13 protein-coding genes are annotated in these 15,474 nt (G+C 59.1%); 8 read left to right on the top strand and 5 right to left on the bottom strand.

Annotated elements, in window-relative coordinates:
• Nucleotides 1-986 precede the first annotated feature (986 nt).
• Both ASC97_RS08475 and ASC97_RS08470 read right to left on the bottom strand, forming a co-directional pair.
• Nucleotides 987-1,562 (bottom strand): YdeI/OmpD-associated family protein, encoded by a 576-nt coding sequence (locus ASC97_RS08475; protein WP_057467916.1) that lies wholly within the window; start codon nt 1,560-1,562, stop codon nt 987-989.
• A 246-nt stretch (nt 1,563-1,808) separates the two neighbouring features.
• Nucleotides 1,809-2,189 carry a VOC family protein gene (locus ASC97_RS08470; protein ID WP_057467915.1) on the bottom strand — a complete coding sequence of 127 codons (381 nt, stop codon included), beginning with the start codon at nt 2,187-2,189 and terminating at the stop codon, nt 1,809-1,811.
• 879 nt (nt 2,190-3,068) lie between these two features.
• Here ASC97_RS08470 and ASC97_RS08465 point away from each other — a divergent pair.
• The gene (locus ASC97_RS08465; protein ID WP_057467914.1) at nt 3,069-4,466 is read left to right on the top strand and encodes an MATE family efflux transporter; all 1,398 of its coding nucleotides are present in this window, start codon (nt 3,069-3,071) and stop codon (nt 4,464-4,466) included.
• A 246-nt stretch (nt 4,467-4,712) separates the two neighbouring features.
• Here ASC97_RS08465 and ASC97_RS08460 read toward each other — a convergent pair whose 3' ends face one another.
• Nucleotides 4,713-5,384: a TetR/AcrR family transcriptional regulator gene (locus ASC97_RS08460; protein WP_057467913.1), complete on the bottom strand. Its 672-nt coding sequence runs from the start codon at nt 5,382-5,384 to the stop codon at nt 4,713-4,715.
• Nucleotides 5,385-5,451: 67 nt separating this feature from the next.
• On the opposite strand from ASC97_RS08460, the gene ASC97_RS08455 reads away from it, so the two are divergent.
• The 4 genes from ASC97_RS08455 to ASC97_RS08440 all read left to right on the top strand — a co-directional run bounded on the left by ASC97_RS08455 (nt 5,452) and on the right by ASC97_RS08440 (nt 8,594).
• Nucleotides 5,452-6,582: an FAD-dependent oxidoreductase gene (locus tag ASC97_RS08455; protein ID WP_057467912.1), complete on the top strand. Its 1,131-nt coding sequence runs from the start codon at nt 5,452-5,454 to the stop codon at nt 6,580-6,582.
• A 341-nt stretch (nt 6,583-6,923) separates the two neighbouring features.
• Nucleotides 6,924-7,376 (top strand): nuclear transport factor 2 family protein, encoded by a 453-nt coding sequence (locus ASC97_RS08450; RefSeq protein WP_443216732.1) that lies wholly within the window; start codon nt 6,924-6,926, stop codon nt 7,374-7,376.
• A 27-nt stretch (nt 7,377-7,403) separates the two neighbouring features.
• Entirely contained in the window at nt 7,404-8,222 is an 819-nt protein-coding gene (locus ASC97_RS08445; protein ID WP_057467910.1) for a helix-turn-helix domain-containing protein, read from the top strand.
• Nucleotides 8,223-8,258: 36 nt separating this feature from the next.
• Nucleotides 8,259-8,594 carry a DUF1330 domain-containing protein gene (locus tag ASC97_RS08440; RefSeq protein WP_057467909.1) on the top strand — a complete coding sequence of 112 codons (336 nt, stop codon included), beginning with the start codon at nt 8,259-8,261 and terminating at the stop codon, nt 8,592-8,594.
• Nucleotides 8,595-8,787: 193 nt separating this feature from the next.
• Here ASC97_RS08440 and ASC97_RS08435 read toward each other — a convergent pair whose 3' ends face one another.
• A complete protein-coding gene (locus tag ASC97_RS08435; RefSeq protein ID WP_057467908.1) occupies nt 8,788-9,303 on the bottom strand; it encodes a hypothetical protein in 516 nt (171 codons plus the stop codon).
• A 90-nt stretch (nt 9,304-9,393) separates the two neighbouring features.
• Nucleotides 9,394-10,080, bottom strand: coding sequence for a TetR/AcrR family transcriptional regulator (locus tag ASC97_RS08430; protein ID WP_057467907.1), 687 nt, complete (start codon nt 10,078-10,080; stop codon nt 9,394-9,396).
• 180 nt (nt 10,081-10,260) lie between these two features.
• Between ASC97_RS08430 and ASC97_RS08425 the strand changes: the two genes are divergently transcribed.
• The 3 genes from ASC97_RS08425 to ASC97_RS08415 are packed head-to-tail and all read left to right on the top strand — an operon-like array spanning nt 10,261 to nt 15,474.
• Nucleotides 10,261-11,325 carry an efflux RND transporter periplasmic adaptor subunit gene (locus tag ASC97_RS08425; protein WP_057467906.1) on the top strand — a complete coding sequence of 355 codons (1,065 nt, stop codon included), beginning with the start codon at nt 10,261-10,263 and terminating at the stop codon, nt 11,323-11,325.
• A 1-nt stretch (nt 11,326) separates the two neighbouring features.
• Nucleotides 11,327-12,424, top strand: coding sequence for an efflux RND transporter periplasmic adaptor subunit (locus tag ASC97_RS08420; RefSeq protein ID WP_057467905.1), 1,098 nt, complete (start codon nt 11,327-11,329; stop codon nt 12,422-12,424).
• Complete coding sequence (locus tag ASC97_RS08415; RefSeq protein ID WP_057467904.1) at nt 12,421-15,474, top strand: efflux RND transporter permease subunit; 3,054 nt, start codon at nt 12,421-12,423, stop codon at nt 15,472-15,474. Before ASC97_RS08420 ends, ASC97_RS08415 begins: the two co-directional genes overlap by 4 nt.

Genomic DNA, 15,474 nt, shown 5'->3' with positions numbered 1-15,474 from the left:
TCGCTTCGACATCGGAAGCCCCCGCGGCTTGACAGAAGTATGCGGCTTCTGACCTCGCGGACCGGCGCACTGACATCAACGGTTCATATACTGGCTCTATCACCTCCCTGGGAGGATTAAGTGCGCGGTGATCGCTCTCGCGGCCACCGCGATCCTAAGGACAATGCCAGTGAACCGTACACTCTACGCAGCTGCAGCAGTTGCTGCGCTTCTCAATCTTTCGACTTTTGAGCCAGCTACGGCTGCCCCAGTTTCATCGACACAGCAATCCAGCCGAACGGCCGTAAGTAAGCAACACACAGCATCGACGACCCAGACGACCAATGGCATGCTTACCCCTCGAATGATGGATCGCAAACGCCCGATGAATCCAATCTGTGCCCAGGGCTTTAAGCCGCACGCTCCGTCCAGCTGTCATTATTGACGCGCGTCACGGGCCCCTAGACCCCTCATGTACATGTTCCTCAGAGGATGAAAGACGGGAACAGCGCCCTATGTTATGCCCATCGAAGCACTCTAGCGCGATGTTCAGCACATAAATTTGCCCTGCCACTTTTGGCGGGGCTTTTTTGCGATTGGGATCGTGACTGACATTCCTCGCCCTTCAAATTATTACCTGCTGCCCATATTTGGTGCAGGTGAACGGCGCCCTTTCTTGACGTCAATGGCGGGATCGCTCCGTTGGAAATAGAAGTTTTGACACACTATCGGATTGTGGCCACGAATAAAATCTTCTTGTGGTCCTTGCTCCCCTCCGGGTTCTGGTCGTCAAGGAACGTCCACGAAAAACCTCGCTTTGTCAGACGCCAGCCCAAAGGTTTGCAGAGTGCGTTGCAGCGATCAGGGCCGCTGTGATCACCGAGGAGCAGAGTTAAAGGTGGACTTGTTTTGAACTTCTACGGGTTGGTGGTGATCTGTTCAGTTCCGCATACTCTCGCGGAGACGCGCTTGAATACCTGGATCGATGACTTTCCGACAATAAGCGGTCAGTGAAATCGTTCGCCCCTTGCGAGTTGCTCCAGCATACTCTCCATCCGTTTTGCGCGGGTTTCGGGGCGTTTTGCAGTGTGGAGACGATAGTAGATCGGATAGAGGTTTTTACGATCGAGAGTGGCAAAAAAGGCTTTCGCCGCCGGGATAGCATCGAGAGCGTCCATAAAGTCCTGCGGGATCATCATGTCAGAAGACCCCGAATAGGCGTTTTCCCAACGACCATCACGTTTAGCAGCATCTACATGACGACGGCCGATCGGTGTCATCCGCCCCTCCGCGATCAGACGCTCAGCGTGTTCACGGTTCTTCTTCGACCAGTTGGAGGACGGACTTCTTGGGGAAAGGCGCTGGAGATAGGACAGGTCGTCAAGGGGTTTTTTCTGACCGTCGATCCAGCCAACAGCCAGAGCCTCCACAACGCAATCGACCCAAGCGACGGACGGCTTGCAGGACCCCTTCTTGAAAATCTGGACCCAGATTTCGCGCGCATCCTCGTGATGCTTGCCCAGCCATGACGCAAGATCGGCCGAGGTCTCGAATGAGAGGATGTTCTCAGGTTTTGGCGGCATACTCAGTCCTCGTCAGATCGCCATCGTTGGACCGTCTATTGCGACGGTCGGAACGCCATCATATGCACACTCGGAGAATCAGATAAGATTAAGTTCTTCTCCATACCCCATTCATATTTTGGACAGTCGCCGGACTCTTCCTGCTTTCGATCACATCCTGCACTTCGGCGACAGTCGGCCTAGTCTTCACCGGCACGTCCATGGCGTTTGCAGGCGCAACCCGGTTCTCGAGCTGCGCCTTTGAGGTCAAATCGGCGTGCCTCGAAAACCTATTTCGATCTGTATGCGACCAGGGAGCATGCAGTAAAAGAGCCAGCCACCGCGAATAGCCTTTGGCGGTCGATTAAGCTCCACGTCTGCCAATTGCAGGTTAGAGTACATTTTGTCGACGGCATCTGCGGACTCCAGCATGAAGCCGATGTGATACGTCGATGTACCGAGGCTCACCTGATCGGAAGTGCCGAACCCGGCAACGGGCTGACTGACGACCAGTTCGAAATCGGCCTCGTCACGTAGGACGATCAGGCCATCGCGGGCAAATTCTTGCCGAAACCCAAAATGGGTTACGAGAACTGCGGCAGTTCGTTGAACATCCGGGACATGAACGTCAAGATGATTGATTCGCATGCTACTATCCTGGTTTCCCGACGAATATGAGCATTTCATCAGCTCTGGAATCCGCCGAGGCAGCGTGCGGGATGCACGCTGTTCTCGTCGCGGGTTCTCATGCCAATTGCACGGACAGAGCTTCCTCTATGGGAAGGGGTCAGGCTTACCTAATCTGACCCTGCCTTTTTCGACATCGCTCGATTAATGCCCTCCGTGTTTGGCGTCAAGACTTCCAGCTTCGGGAGAGAACAACTGTTTTAGGCCGGAAGGCGACAACAGCCTCCTCCGCGAGCGCCAATTCCGCTCATTCGCGGCAACAGATGGGAGGCGCAGTGCTCGTGGCGAGAGCACCGCTGAAATCGATGCGACATCCATTATTTGATCGGCGGTACGAAGCGTTTTGGCGAACTTCGCCGGATGATCAGCGGCATCACGCAACGTCGCTGACCCTGCAACTGCGCGAATTCGAAGAAAATGGTGGACGCTTACCTGAAAGCAGCGATTCAGTTTCGGCCCTCAGAGTGGCGATGAAGGGGTGGGAAGCGGAAGTTCCGCCTTTGGTCCACGGGGCATGCACAGATGGACTTTATCCGATGCGGCGAACTGCACATGAGCGTTTCGCCGTGCAAGGTTCGGTGATCGCAGAGGCTTCACCGAACCTTAACTGGTGTCCGCCAAATAGGCACAAGCTCCATTCATACCCTTGACAGTAGAACGAGCCGACAATAGAGACACATCCAGGTCCACAGGGTGACCTGCCGTTCGCATGGCGTTATCGCCAGTGGTAAAAGCCCTGCCTTTGACAAGCTGATCGCCATTTCCCTTAGGGGCAGTTGGAGCGATGGCAATGCGAGCCCCCATCAAAATCATCCGACTTGCCCATGACGGGAGTTTTTGATGAGCGACCAATCGTCGTTGGCAGCTGAGCCGAAAAATTCATTTTTGCGTGGATCGATCCGATCCGTCTTCATTCGAACCAGCTTGCCAATAATCGTCGTGACGACGATAAGTGGCCTGCTGACCGTGGTCGACGCCATGTTACTAGGCGCATTCGTGGGGGCTGATGCCCTGAGCGCGGTGACGTTAGTGTTTCCAATCTCGATGTTATTGGTGGCTGTCTCGACTATGGTCGGTATCGGTATGGCCAGCATTTTGGGACGCCGACTAGGTGCCAAAGCCATGGGTGCGGCAATCGATACCCTTGCTTCGGCACAGGGGCTTGCCGTTGCTGTCGCTGCCCTGGCAATGCTGACTTTTTTTGGACTGGGTGCCCATGCTGTCAGTTTGGCGGCGGGCGGCAACGTCCACCTCGGTGAGATGGGGTGGACTTTCCTTGCCATTTCATTTGTTACCGCACCGGCAGGGTTTCTACTCTCTGTGCACGCCGACGCGCTGCGCATGGAGGGGCGGGTTGGCTTCATGGCCATGGCAGGCGTGTTGGTGACCCTGGCCAATATCGGGTTCAACGCATTGCTGATCGGTGTGTTTGATTTTGGCGTGGCTGGGTCAGCCTCGGGTACGGCCTTGGCGCAGGTATTGGGGCTGGGTCTCGTGGTGATCTATCGCATGAGCGGCAAGGCAGTTCTGCCGATGGTCGGTTTGAGATGCGACGGTGAATGGCGAGAAATGCTGACCCTTGGGGCACCGCGCAGCCTCAATTTCATCGGTATCTCGCTCGGCTCGGCGGCGGTGCTGTTCGCCCTGCAACGGCTGGAGCTGCCGCAGTCCGACATGACCATCGCAGCATATGGGGTGGTGATGCGTTTGATGACATTTGCCTTCCTGCCGCTGATGGGTATGAGCCTGGCCCTGCAGGCAATTGTCAGCAATGCGGTAGGTGCCAAGCAAGATGAACGGGCAAAGCAGACGCTTTACTTTTCGGTTGGCGTGAGCGTGGTTTATGGCCTGCTAGTGCAACTGCTGCTGCTTAGTGCACGCGACTGGCTGGGTGGACTTTTTGTGCCCGATGCCCTTGTTGGGCTGGAGGTGGCACGCATTGTTCCCCTATACCTTGCAGCGTATTTCGCTTTTGGCCCGGTAATGATGGCCGCCAGCTATGCGCAAGCTGTAGGCAGGGCGCGGCAAGCCGCCATTCTCTCGCTGGGGCGAGCATATCTGTTCGCAATTCCACTGACCTTGGCCTTGCCCCACATTTGGGGTGAGACCGGTGTGTGGGTCGCCGCTCCGATGGCCGATATCTCGATGCTGACGCTCAGCGTGTTGGTCTGGTGGCGTGCCCGCACTTTTACTTCGCGAAAGTCCGGCGGCTTTGGATCAAACTCGTTCACTCCATAATGTGTGTTATGCGCCGCATTGCCTGAGGGACTACCATTAATGACCTCGCCGACGCCTTGCGACGAAAGGTAGCTTTTAGGGACCGCAATCGACAATATCGTCCCGCGATGCGGTCGGGTGGTCCCTTTCTCAGGGGACCCATCCCGGCGCAAAGCCAATGCCCAACCAGGTATTTACAGCTCGGTGGTCAGATCAACGTCGCTCTGAATCCTCAAGCGATCGTAGAAGGTCACTGCCTGCGTCAATTTACATCGTGTCGATGCCGCCAAGGATAAGATCGATTCCTGTAAGGAAGTCGATGCGATCATCGTGAGCGCGAAACTGTGCACCGATACTTCGGGCGAAAGGGTACTCGTCCGCGTCAAGCTGATACCACCCAGTCGATACTTCGCTCAGAACGGTCGACCGGTCGAGACCTTTCTCCCTGGCGAGTTGCGCGTTGGCGCCATTCTGGCGGCCGACGCCCAGTATGTAGCTGAGGAATGCTGAGGTTACGGGCCACAGTGCGTCGTCACGGACCCTGAGGGCGCGCATCTGCTGGCCTATGCGTTCAAGAATGCGCACCACCGGCAACTCCCCAGGAATGCTTGCGAGCGCCGAGCCGACCCAGGGATGCGCGTCAATTGCATCGAATATACCCAGCGCGAGTTGGCGGACGTTTTCCTTCGGCGTACCGCCGGCCAAGGTCTCGTTCATGGTGCGGGCAACGATAGCATCGCATGCGGCTGTGAGGAGATCGTTTTTGTCGGCGATGTGCCAGTAGATGGCACCTGGACCAGTGGCGAGCCGTTTCGAGAGCGCCTGGAATGTCAACCCAGCTTCCCCGCTCTGATCCAGAAGATCGATTGCCTCCTCCACGATCTGATCCCGAGAGAGCGCGTCGGTTCGCCGTTTCATGCTGTTCTTAATTTTTGTCATAGCCGATCTTGACATATATGGAACGACATTCCAACTATGGAATGACATTCCATAGGAGCAAGGACGCATGACCTATCATCCCGTGACGATCATTGGAGCCGGCCTCGGGGGGCTGACTTTGGCGCGCGTACTCCACGTCCATGGCATCACGGCCGCCGTTTATGAGGGGGACACCTCCGCTGACGTCCGCGCACAGGGAGGCATGCTCGATATCCATGAAGAAGACGGGCAGCTTGCTCTCAAGGCGGCCGGTCTCTTTGACGCGTTTCTTGCTCTTATACACCCCGGCGGCCAGCAAACGCGGGTGCTCGACTGGCAAGGCAAAGTTCTGCTGGATCAGCCGGACGATGGGAGGGGTGGTCGGCCAGAAGTCTCCCGAAGCGAGCTTCGCCGGATCCTTTTGGAGTCGCTTCCCCCCAATACCGTCCGTTGGGGCCATAAACTCACGACCGCCCTTGCGCTCGGCAATGGACGACATGAACTAACCTTTGCCAACGGTGCGACTGTGACCACCGGCCTGCTGATTGGTGCCGACGGCGCCTGGTCGAGAGTTCGTCCGCTGCTTTCAAAGGCAAAGCCGACCTATGTCGGCACATTGTTTGTGGAAACCTACCTGTTTGACGCAGATACTCATCACACGGCGAGTGCGGAAGCGGTCGGCGGTGGCTCCTTGATGGCTGTCGCGCCAGGAAGAGGCATTCTCGCACACCGGGAGCCAAACGGGGTACTCCATACCTACGTGGCGCTGGACAAGCCCAAAGAGTGGATCGACCACATTGATTTCTCCGCTCCGACAGCGGCCCTTAACCGCATCGCCGCAGAATTCGGCGGTTGGGATTCCGCGCTGACGGCGCTCATCACCGACGGGGAGACTTCGCCCGTGCTTCGCGCTCTTCATGCACTTCCGGAGAACCATAATTGGAAGCGTATGCCCGGCGTGACACTACTCGGCGATGCCGCTCATCTGATGCCGCCGTCCGGCGAAGGAGCCAACCTGGCAATGCTGGACGGTGCCGAACTCGGGGCTGCCATCGCCGCAAGTCCGAACGATATCGAGGCTGCGCTATGGACCTATGAAGAGAAACTCTTCGCCCGCAGCGCTTCTGCCGCAATGGAAGCGAACCGGATGCTCGGCGTACTGTTCGGCGACCGTGCGCCCCAGAGCCTGCTTGAGTTCTTCAACAATTTCAGACCTTAAACTCATGCTGCGGCCTTCATCGAGAATTATTTCCGGATTGATGAAAGGGTGGGGAAACTGCTATGTTCTGAGTGAGGCGGGCGCATATTTTTGACGTTTGTACGCGCGCTGCAGCGCGTCCGTGAGTCTTCCCGTAAATGTCGCGCCTTCGCGTCCTGATGTGAGAAATTCCTCAGTCATCTAGCACGCTTGCGCCCCGAAGGCCCCTTCGCTTGCCGAAACCTCCGCCAGCGTTCCTCGCAATAGCTGCAATGGGCCGACTGCAGAATACCTCGATCGCCTTGCAGCAATTCCCTCCCTCCTGCAAGAAGAAAGGGCCGCCCCGCCGGTGGGAGTGTTTCATGACCTCCGACGTAATTGAACGCCGGACAAGGGCTTGTCATCTTCCTTATCGTCCCAAATCTGTCGACGACGGTTCAAAGGAGATGACAATGATAAACGCAGCAACAATTGCCGCCCGCTATATCGAGGTATGGAACGAAACGGATACCAGCCGGCGCCAAGCCTTACTTACTGAACATTGGGCAGCCGATGCACTCTATGTCGATCCGCTGATGAAAGGCCATGAGAGGGCCGAGATTTCCCGCCTGATCGGAGCCGCGCAGGAGCGTTTTCCCGGCTTCCGTTTCGCGCTTGAGGGCGACGCAGACGGCTATGGCGATAGAGTTCGATTTTCGTGGCGATTTGGTCCTGACAGCGAGCCAGATATGATCATGGGCACGGACTTTGCCCTCATAGAGAATGGTCAGCTTAAGCAGGTGACCGGGTTTCTCGATAAGGTGCCCGCCGCTTAAACCCTGACTGACAGGAAGGACGACGATATGACGCTGATCAGTGAACTGGGAGTAACGGCGTTTGGAGCCCAGCTTCGCCAATGGCGGCAACGGCGTGGCCGCAGCCAGCTCGACCTCGCCCTCGAAGCCGATATCTCTCAGCGCCACCTCAGCTTTCTCGAAAGCGGCCGCGCCATGCCGAGCCGGGAGATGCTGCTGCACCTTGCCGAGCGACTGGAGATCCCGCTTCGCGACCGCAACGTGATGCTGCTTGCCGCTGGTTTCGCGCCTGCGTTCAGGGCTCGAACACTGGAGGACCCCGCAATGAGCGCTGTGCGCGAGGCGGTCAGCATGGTGCTGAAAGCGCATGAGCCCTTTCCGGCGCTGGCTATCGACGCGAAATGGAACCTCGTGCTGGCGAACGCGGCGCTTACCCCTTTGCTGGCCGGCATTGAAGACCCCGGGTTGCTGGAGGCGCCGGTCAATGTGCTAAGACTCAGTCTGCATCCCAAAGGGCTAGCGCCGCGGATCGCCAATCTGCCGGAATGGCGCCGGCACCTGTTGCACAGGCTTGGCCAACAGATTGCTGCAACCGGTGATACCGACCTCGATGGCCTGCTGGATGAGCTTCAGTCTTATCCCGGCATCGCAGCGATCCGATCTGTTCTCCCCGGCATTTCGCCGGATCCGGCCGGGATCTTCGTTCCGCTGCGGCTCGCCAGCAAAGATGGGCTGCTGTCCTTCTTCTCCACCACCACGGTGTTCGGCACGCCACTGGATGTCACGATGTCGGAGCTCGCCATCGAGGCGTTTTTCCCCGCAGACGACGAAACCAGATTGCGGATCACCGGATCGGCCGTCCTCTGAACCGCGCTTCCGCCACGCGAAAATCAGGAGCGACCTATGCAAGCCTATGCTATTGCGCAATTGTCCCGTGTCACCACGAACGACGACCTCGTAACCTATCTGAAGCGGATCGACGCGACGCTCGCCCCGTTCGATGGACGCTTCATCATCCATGGCGGCCCCCAGGATGTGAAGGAAGGTGTTTCAAACGGCGATGTCATCATTGTCGCATTTCCAAGTATGCTGGCCGCCCAGGAATGGTACGCCTCACCCGCCTACCAAGTCTTAATCCCGCTGCGGACGGCCAATGCGGAAGGCAGCGTGATCCTGATCGAGGGTGTGGGCCTGGATCACCGAGCGACCGATATCCTGCCGCCCGAATTGCTGACCTGAGGATATGGACAAATATGTCGCGTGGCTCCGTCTATTCCTGCTGATCAGGCCATAGCCGTGATCGCGAAGTCTGGTTCGAAGCGGCTGCCCGAGTTCGGCGGCACGAGGCAGGGTGGTTGTAGCCCCAGAATACGAATGGCTGTGCAACCCCTGAACTCCAGCGGAGGAGCCGATGCGCCTCTATGCTGGAGCATCAACGAACCGATGCAAGCGAAGGCGCGGGATGGCGAGTATTTTCTCGCCAGCGACGCTCATTGAACGTCGCGGAGAACGCGGCGTACCCGCTCGCCAATTCTTCGCGGCAAGCCTCGCCGAATTCGAGAAGAAAATTCATCGTGCCCGAACGCGCGAGGTCCCGTATCTCGGACAGGTTGCGATTGGGGGTCAGGTAGGTTTCGACGATCCTCTCCATCGCTAGCTCCGCTGCATCCACAACTGGTCTGGACGAGATCAGATGCATTTGAGCGACCAGTGCATAGAGCAGAACGAGATCGGAGACGTCGTCCTTCCGATGGCTCAATGCATCACCATAGAGCCTCGTGGCTTCGGCTATGAAATCCGAAAACAGCCTCTCGCGCTTGGCGGCCTCGACCTCGCGATGCTTTTCCCTCACCTGTGATCGGTGCGTCATCCAAGCGGTGGCGAACGAGGCCAGACCGCCGATCGCGACGCCGGCGAGGCCCGTCAGGGCAGAGATGTATGCGTCCATGAGAATTCTCCTCTCGGAACGAGCGCGGCATGCCCAGGAAGATGATGAGGCCGCTTGCCGCTCGTGCCCCCGGATTCGTCATCGGTAGTTCTACCCGGCTAGCGGAGGGCCCACCCAGACCCCCTCCGGCACTGCGGGAATGCTGTTCACCAGTCCTTCAAGCATTCCTTGCAGGACATTCTCGGTCAGCTCCTCCACCTTGTCGCCGGGACCGACCAGGCGGTCCGCCAGCAGCAAAGTCAGACCGTGCATCTGGGACCAGAAAACGAGGATCGCCCCATCGATCGTGCGGGTATTGGGCTCGGTGTCTGCAATTTGACGCCCAAGAGCTCCGTCAGAGATCGCGCTCACTATGAGAGCTTTCATGTTGTAAGCCGCGGTCCGTTCGATTACCGGACGGCCCTCGTCCTGTCCGGCAAGGTAGCCGCCGAACATCAACCTGTAGAGCGCCGGATTGTTGACGCCGCCGCAGACATACGCGCGCGCCATAGCCGCAAGCCTCTGGCGAGGACTGTCGAGTTCCCTGGTCGCTTCCGCCATGCGCTCCGCTAGCAGCTCAAAACCAATTGCCGAGACGGCGGCCAGCAATTCGCGCTTGTCGGCGAAGTGCTTGTACGGGGCGTTGTGACTGACACCCGCCCGACGCGCGAGCTCTCGAAGCGAAAACTCGGTGCTCTGGGACTCGCTGAGAACGTCCAACGCGGCCTCCACGATCGCCCTGTGAAGGTCGCCGTGGTGATAGGGCCGCTGCTCTTTGGTGGAAATGTCCTGGGTCATATCCGTCCATCTAGGCTCCCAAGTTGCTCCTGTCAACTTTTTTCAGCGACGATGTTGACATTGCCCACTCTGCTCTTTAAGTGGTCGCTGTCAACATCGGACATGCCCATTACAGGCGTCAAATTGGAGCTGCCGGACATTCTGGCTCTTCTAGTGGACTCAAACCTTACCGGAGCAAAAATGCAGTCCTTTCGATTGCTGGGAATAAGTCTCGTCTGCGCAGTTTTGACTGCCTGCGACGAGAAAGCCGAGGTGGCGCCGCCGCCGCAACAGGTCCGCACCGTCCCGGCGGCGGCGGCTCGGTATCAGCCGGGCGCGGAAGTTACCGGAGAGGTCAAGGCGCGGGTCCAGACCGAACTTTCCTTTCGGGTCAGCGGCAGGGTTCTTGAGAGAAAAGTGGAGGTGGGATCGCATGTCAGAGCCGGCGACGTCCTTGCGCGGCTCAACGACACGGAACAACAGGCGGATGTGAGCGTGGCCCGGGCCGCCCTGGAGTCGGCTCAGGCCGTCGTCGCACAGAGGACACTGGCCTTCAACCGGGCGAGGTCGCTCCTGCAGTCCGGGGCTGCTCCGCGGGCGATCTTTGACGATGCGCAAAAGGAATTACTGAGCGCGCAGGCTACCCACGAATCCGCCGAGGCCGCCCTCGCGATGGCAGAGGACGCGCTGTCATACACCAAGTTGAAGGCGACCGCGGACGGCGTCGTCACGGCCCGCGGCGTTGAAGCAGGGCAGGTGGTGTCAGCGGCGCAATCGGCCTTCACGCTCGCCCACGATGGACCGAGAGATGCGGTGTTCGATGTCTTCGAGGCGTTCTTTCTGGATGGCCGGCCACTGAACGGGGTCGAGGTCGCGCCGATCTCCGACCACTCGCGCTTCCTCGACGCCAGCATACGCGAGGTCTCGCCCGTCATAGATGCGAAGGCAGGGACGATCCTGATCAAGGTGGGACTCCAGGACGGTACGCCATGGCCGCTTGGAACGCCTGTGGTCGGAAAGCTGCGGGCATCGCCGCGTGCCGGAATCGTGCTGCCCTACACCGCGATCGCATCAGCCAATGGCGAACCCGCCGTGTGGCTCGTCAACACTCAAAACCAATCTGTTTCGCTCCGGAAGATTTCGGTCGACCGATACCGCCAGAACGATTTCGTCGTCACCGCCGGCATCGCCGCACAAGACCTGATCGTCACCGAAGGCGGAAAGTTCCTCAAGGAAGGCCAGGCAGTCGCCTGGGATGGCAAGTGATATGACCCTCAATCGCATGTGCACCTCTCTCCCGCTTCTTCTGTCCGTGTCGCTTCTTGCAGGCTGCGATCAGAACTCCGTCGCGGGAGAGCAGGCGGCTCCCCGTCCTGTTAAAGTCGTCATGGCAGCGGCCGAACAGGAGAGCGTGGCAAGCTCGCCCGGCGTGGTGCGCGCCCGCATCGAGACCGACCTGGCGTTCCGGACGTTCGGACGGATGATGTCTCGCAAGGTCGACGTTGGCGACCTGGTCTACAAGGGCGATGTCCTAGCCGAGATCGATCCTCTCACTCTGCAGCTCGCGGTCAGGAGCGCGGAGGCCGAACTGCGCAATGCCCAGGCGCAATTGGCGAACGCTGCAACGAACGAAGCGCGCAAGCGAAGGCTCATCCAGAGCAACGCGGCGAGCATTGCCGATCATGATCTTGCAGAACAGCAGCTCAAGTCGGCTACCGCCGATGCTGCCAGAGCAACGGCCAGCCTCGCCAAGGCGCACGAGCAGCTAGGCTACTCGGAGCTGAGGGCTGAGTTCGACGGTGTCGTGACCGCCACCTCCGCCGAAATGGGCCAGACCGTATCGGCCGGGCAGCCGATCCTGAAACTGGCACGCCTCGAGCAGCGCGACGTGGTCGTCGATGTTCCCGAGGCGCAGTTCAGCAACGTTCGCCTGGACGACCGCTTCAATGTAGCTCTCCAGCTTGACAGCAGGATTCAAGCCATTGGCTTCGTCCGCGAAATCGCGCCTCAGGCCGATCCGAATACCCGCACCTATCGGCTGAAGATCGCGATCGATCAGTCGCCGGACATCTTCCGTCTGGGTGCCGTGGTGACCGCGACTCCGCTTGTTGAGAAAAGGGAGCAGGCCATCGCGCTACCAGTCTCCGCGATCCGCAGCGAAGGCGGTGTCGTCCGGGTCTGGGTCGTGGATCGCTCGACTGCCACCGTCGCACCGAGAGCCGTTGAACTCGATGACCCAGCGTCCGGCGCCCGTTCCATCAGGGTTCTATCGGGGCTGCGGGAAGGGGAAGAAATCGTCGTCGCCGGAGTCGATGAACTCGTCGATGGACAGAAAGTGAATCTGGGACAGGAGCTACGCCCGTGAACAAATTCAACCTTTCGGACTGGGCGCTCGAGCATAGGTCTCTCGTCTGGTATTTCATGATCATGTTCGCGGTAGCGGGCGCGTTCGCCTATCTCGGGCTCGGCCGCGAGGAGGATCCGTCCTTCACGATCAAGACGATGGTGATCCAGGCCCAATGGCCCGGCGCTTCAGCCGAGGAAGTGACACAGCAGGTCACCGATCGTATCGAGAAGAAGCTCCAGGAGCTCGACAAACTGGAACATACCCGAAGCATCACGACTGCGGGCCAGACGATTGTCTTCGTCGACCTGCTACCGGATACGAACGCGCGGGACGTGAAGCCTACCTGGTCGCGCGTCCGCAACCTGGTCGACGATATCAAGCACGAATTCCCGCAAGGCGTGGTCGGCCCCTTTTTCGATGACCAGTTCGGCGATGTCTACGGCAATATTTTTGCGTTCACCGGCGACAGCGGACTTAGCCAGAGGGAACTACGCGACTTTGCCGAGAACGCCCGGACGCAGATCCTCAACATCCGCGATGTCGGCAAGGTCGATATCGTCGGTGTGCAGAACGAGGTGATCTACCTTGAATTCTCGACCCGCAAGATCGCCGCCCTTGGCATCGACCGCGCCGCTATCGTCGCCACGTTACAGGCGCAGAATGCCGTCACCCAGTCCGGCTTCGTCGAAACCGGACCGGAGCGCGTCGCGTTGCGAGTGGGCGGGCGGTTCATCTCGGAGGAAACCTTGCGTGGGATCAATCTGCGGGTGAATGACCGCTTCTTCCCGCTGACGGATGTCGCCACCATCACCCGTGGCTACGTCGACCCGCCGACATCGCTCTTCCGCTTCAACGGAAAGCCGGCCATCGGGATCGCGATTGGTATGAAGACGGGCGGCAATGTGCTTGCGTTCGGGGAATCGCTTGAAAAGACCATGAGCAAAATCACCCGGGAGCTCCCGGTCGGCGTCTCCGTCGAACAGGTATCCGACCAGCCGAGGGTGGTTGAGGAGGCAGTCGGCGGCTTCACCAGAGCTCTGTTCGAGGCGGTCGCCATCGTGCTCGCGATCAGCTTCATCAGTCTGGGGATGAGGGCAGGTCTGGTTGTGGCAATCGCGATCCCGCTCGTTCTCGCCATCACCTTCATGGTCATGTTCTACACCGGCATCTCGCTGCAGCGCATCTCGCTCGGAGCGTTGATCATCGCTCTCGGTCTCCTCGTCGACGACGCCATGATCGCCGTCGAGATGATGGTCGCACGGCTCGAAGCAGGTGACAGTCTGACAAAGGCCGCCACTTACGTCTACACATCTACGGCTTTCCCGATGCTGACGGGCACGCTTGTCACTGTCGCGGGTTTCATCCCCGTCGCTTTCAACAAGAGCAACGCGGGCGAGTTCACCTTCACCCTGTTTGTCGTCATTGCGGTTTCTCTGATCGTTTCGTGGGTGGTCGCAGTCGTATTCACGCCTCTCATTGGCGTGACCATTCTACCAAAGACCATGAAGAAGCACGCCGAGCACAAGGGGCGCTTTACCAAGGCATTTTCAGATCTGCTGCAACTCTGCCTGCGCTGGCGCTGGATGACGATCATCGCCACAGTCGTTCTCTTTGCTGGATCGATCGTCGGCCTGTCGATGGTGCAACAGCAGTTTTTCCCGAGTTCCGACCGTCCGGAACTGATCGTGGACTGGAACCTGCCGCAGAACAGTTCGATCGCCGAAACGAGCCGCCAGATGGCCCAGTTCGAGCATGAGATGCTGGCTGACAATCCTGGTGTCGAGCATTGGTCGACCTACGTTGGCAGGGGTGCGCCGCGCTTCGTTCTTTCCTTCGACGTGCAGCCGGCTGACGTTTCCTTCGGCCAGACGGTCATTGTCACCAAAGGACTCGATGTCAGGGACAAGCTGAAGCAGCAGATGGAAGCCTACCTCAAGAAGACTTTCCCCGGAACTGACGCGTACGTGAAGCTTCTGGACATTGGACCTCCGGTTGGCAAGCCGATCCAGTACCGTGTGTCCGGTGAAAATCTGCAGACGGTGCGGGGCCTAGCACAGAAGTTGGGTTCGATCGTCGATACCTATCCGTCCCTCAGGAACATCGCCTTCGACTGGAACGAACCGGCCCGTGTCGTAAAGATCGACGTGCTGCAGGACAAGGCCAGACAGCTCGGCGTCTCCTCCCAGGACATCGCGACGGCGCTCAACACTGTCGTTCAGGGAAATGCCGTAACGCAGGTCCGGGACGACATTTATCTGGTCGACGTCATCGGCCGTGCCGCGGAAAAGGAGCGCGGCTCGATCGACACCCTGCTTGACCTGCAACTGCAGAGCAGCAGTGGCCAATCTGTCCCGCTATCGTCCGTCGCGACCTTCCGCTACGAACTCGAACAGCCGACGATCTGGCGGCGCGACAGAGTTCCGACCATCACGATCAAAGCTGGGATCGGCGATGGGACGCAGCCGGCGACCGTTGTGAAGGCGCTCTCCGACAAGGTGTCGGCCTTCGAAAAGGCGCTGCCCGCCGGGTATTCCGTGAAGGTCGGGGGCGCGGTCGAGGAAAGTGCCAAATCGCAGGGGCCTATCGCCAAGGTCGCTCCGGCCATGTTCGTCATCATGGCAACGTTGCTGATGATACAGCTTCAGAGCTTCCACAGGCTGTTCCTGGTCTTCTCGGTAGCGCCGCTGGCCCTCATCGGCGTCGTCGTGGCACTGCTTGCGAGCAACTCCCCTCTCGGCTTCGTCGCGCTGCTCGGCGTGCTCGCGCTGGTCGGCATCCTCATCCGCAACTCCGTGATCCTGATCGTCCAGATCGAAGAATTGCGAGCGGAGGGAATGTCACCATGGAAGGCGGTGGTGGAGGCAACCGAACACCGCATGCGGCCGATCATGCTCACCGCCGCGGCAGCGACGCTCGCCCTGATTCCGATCTCGCATGAGATTTTCTGGGGTCCTATGGCCTACGCCATGATGGGCGGGATCGTGGTCGGCACGGCGCTGACGCTTCTCTTCCTGCCGGCGCTCTACGTCGCCTGGTTCCGCATTCCTCGTGAAGTCGAACAGAACTGA

The organism is Rhizobium sp. Root1203, from assembly GCF_001424945.1.
In the GTDB taxonomy this organism is placed as follows: domain Bacteria; phylum Pseudomonadota; class Alphaproteobacteria; order Rhizobiales; family Rhizobiaceae; genus Rhizobium.
This window is presented reverse-complemented; position numbering and strand designations above follow the sequence as displayed.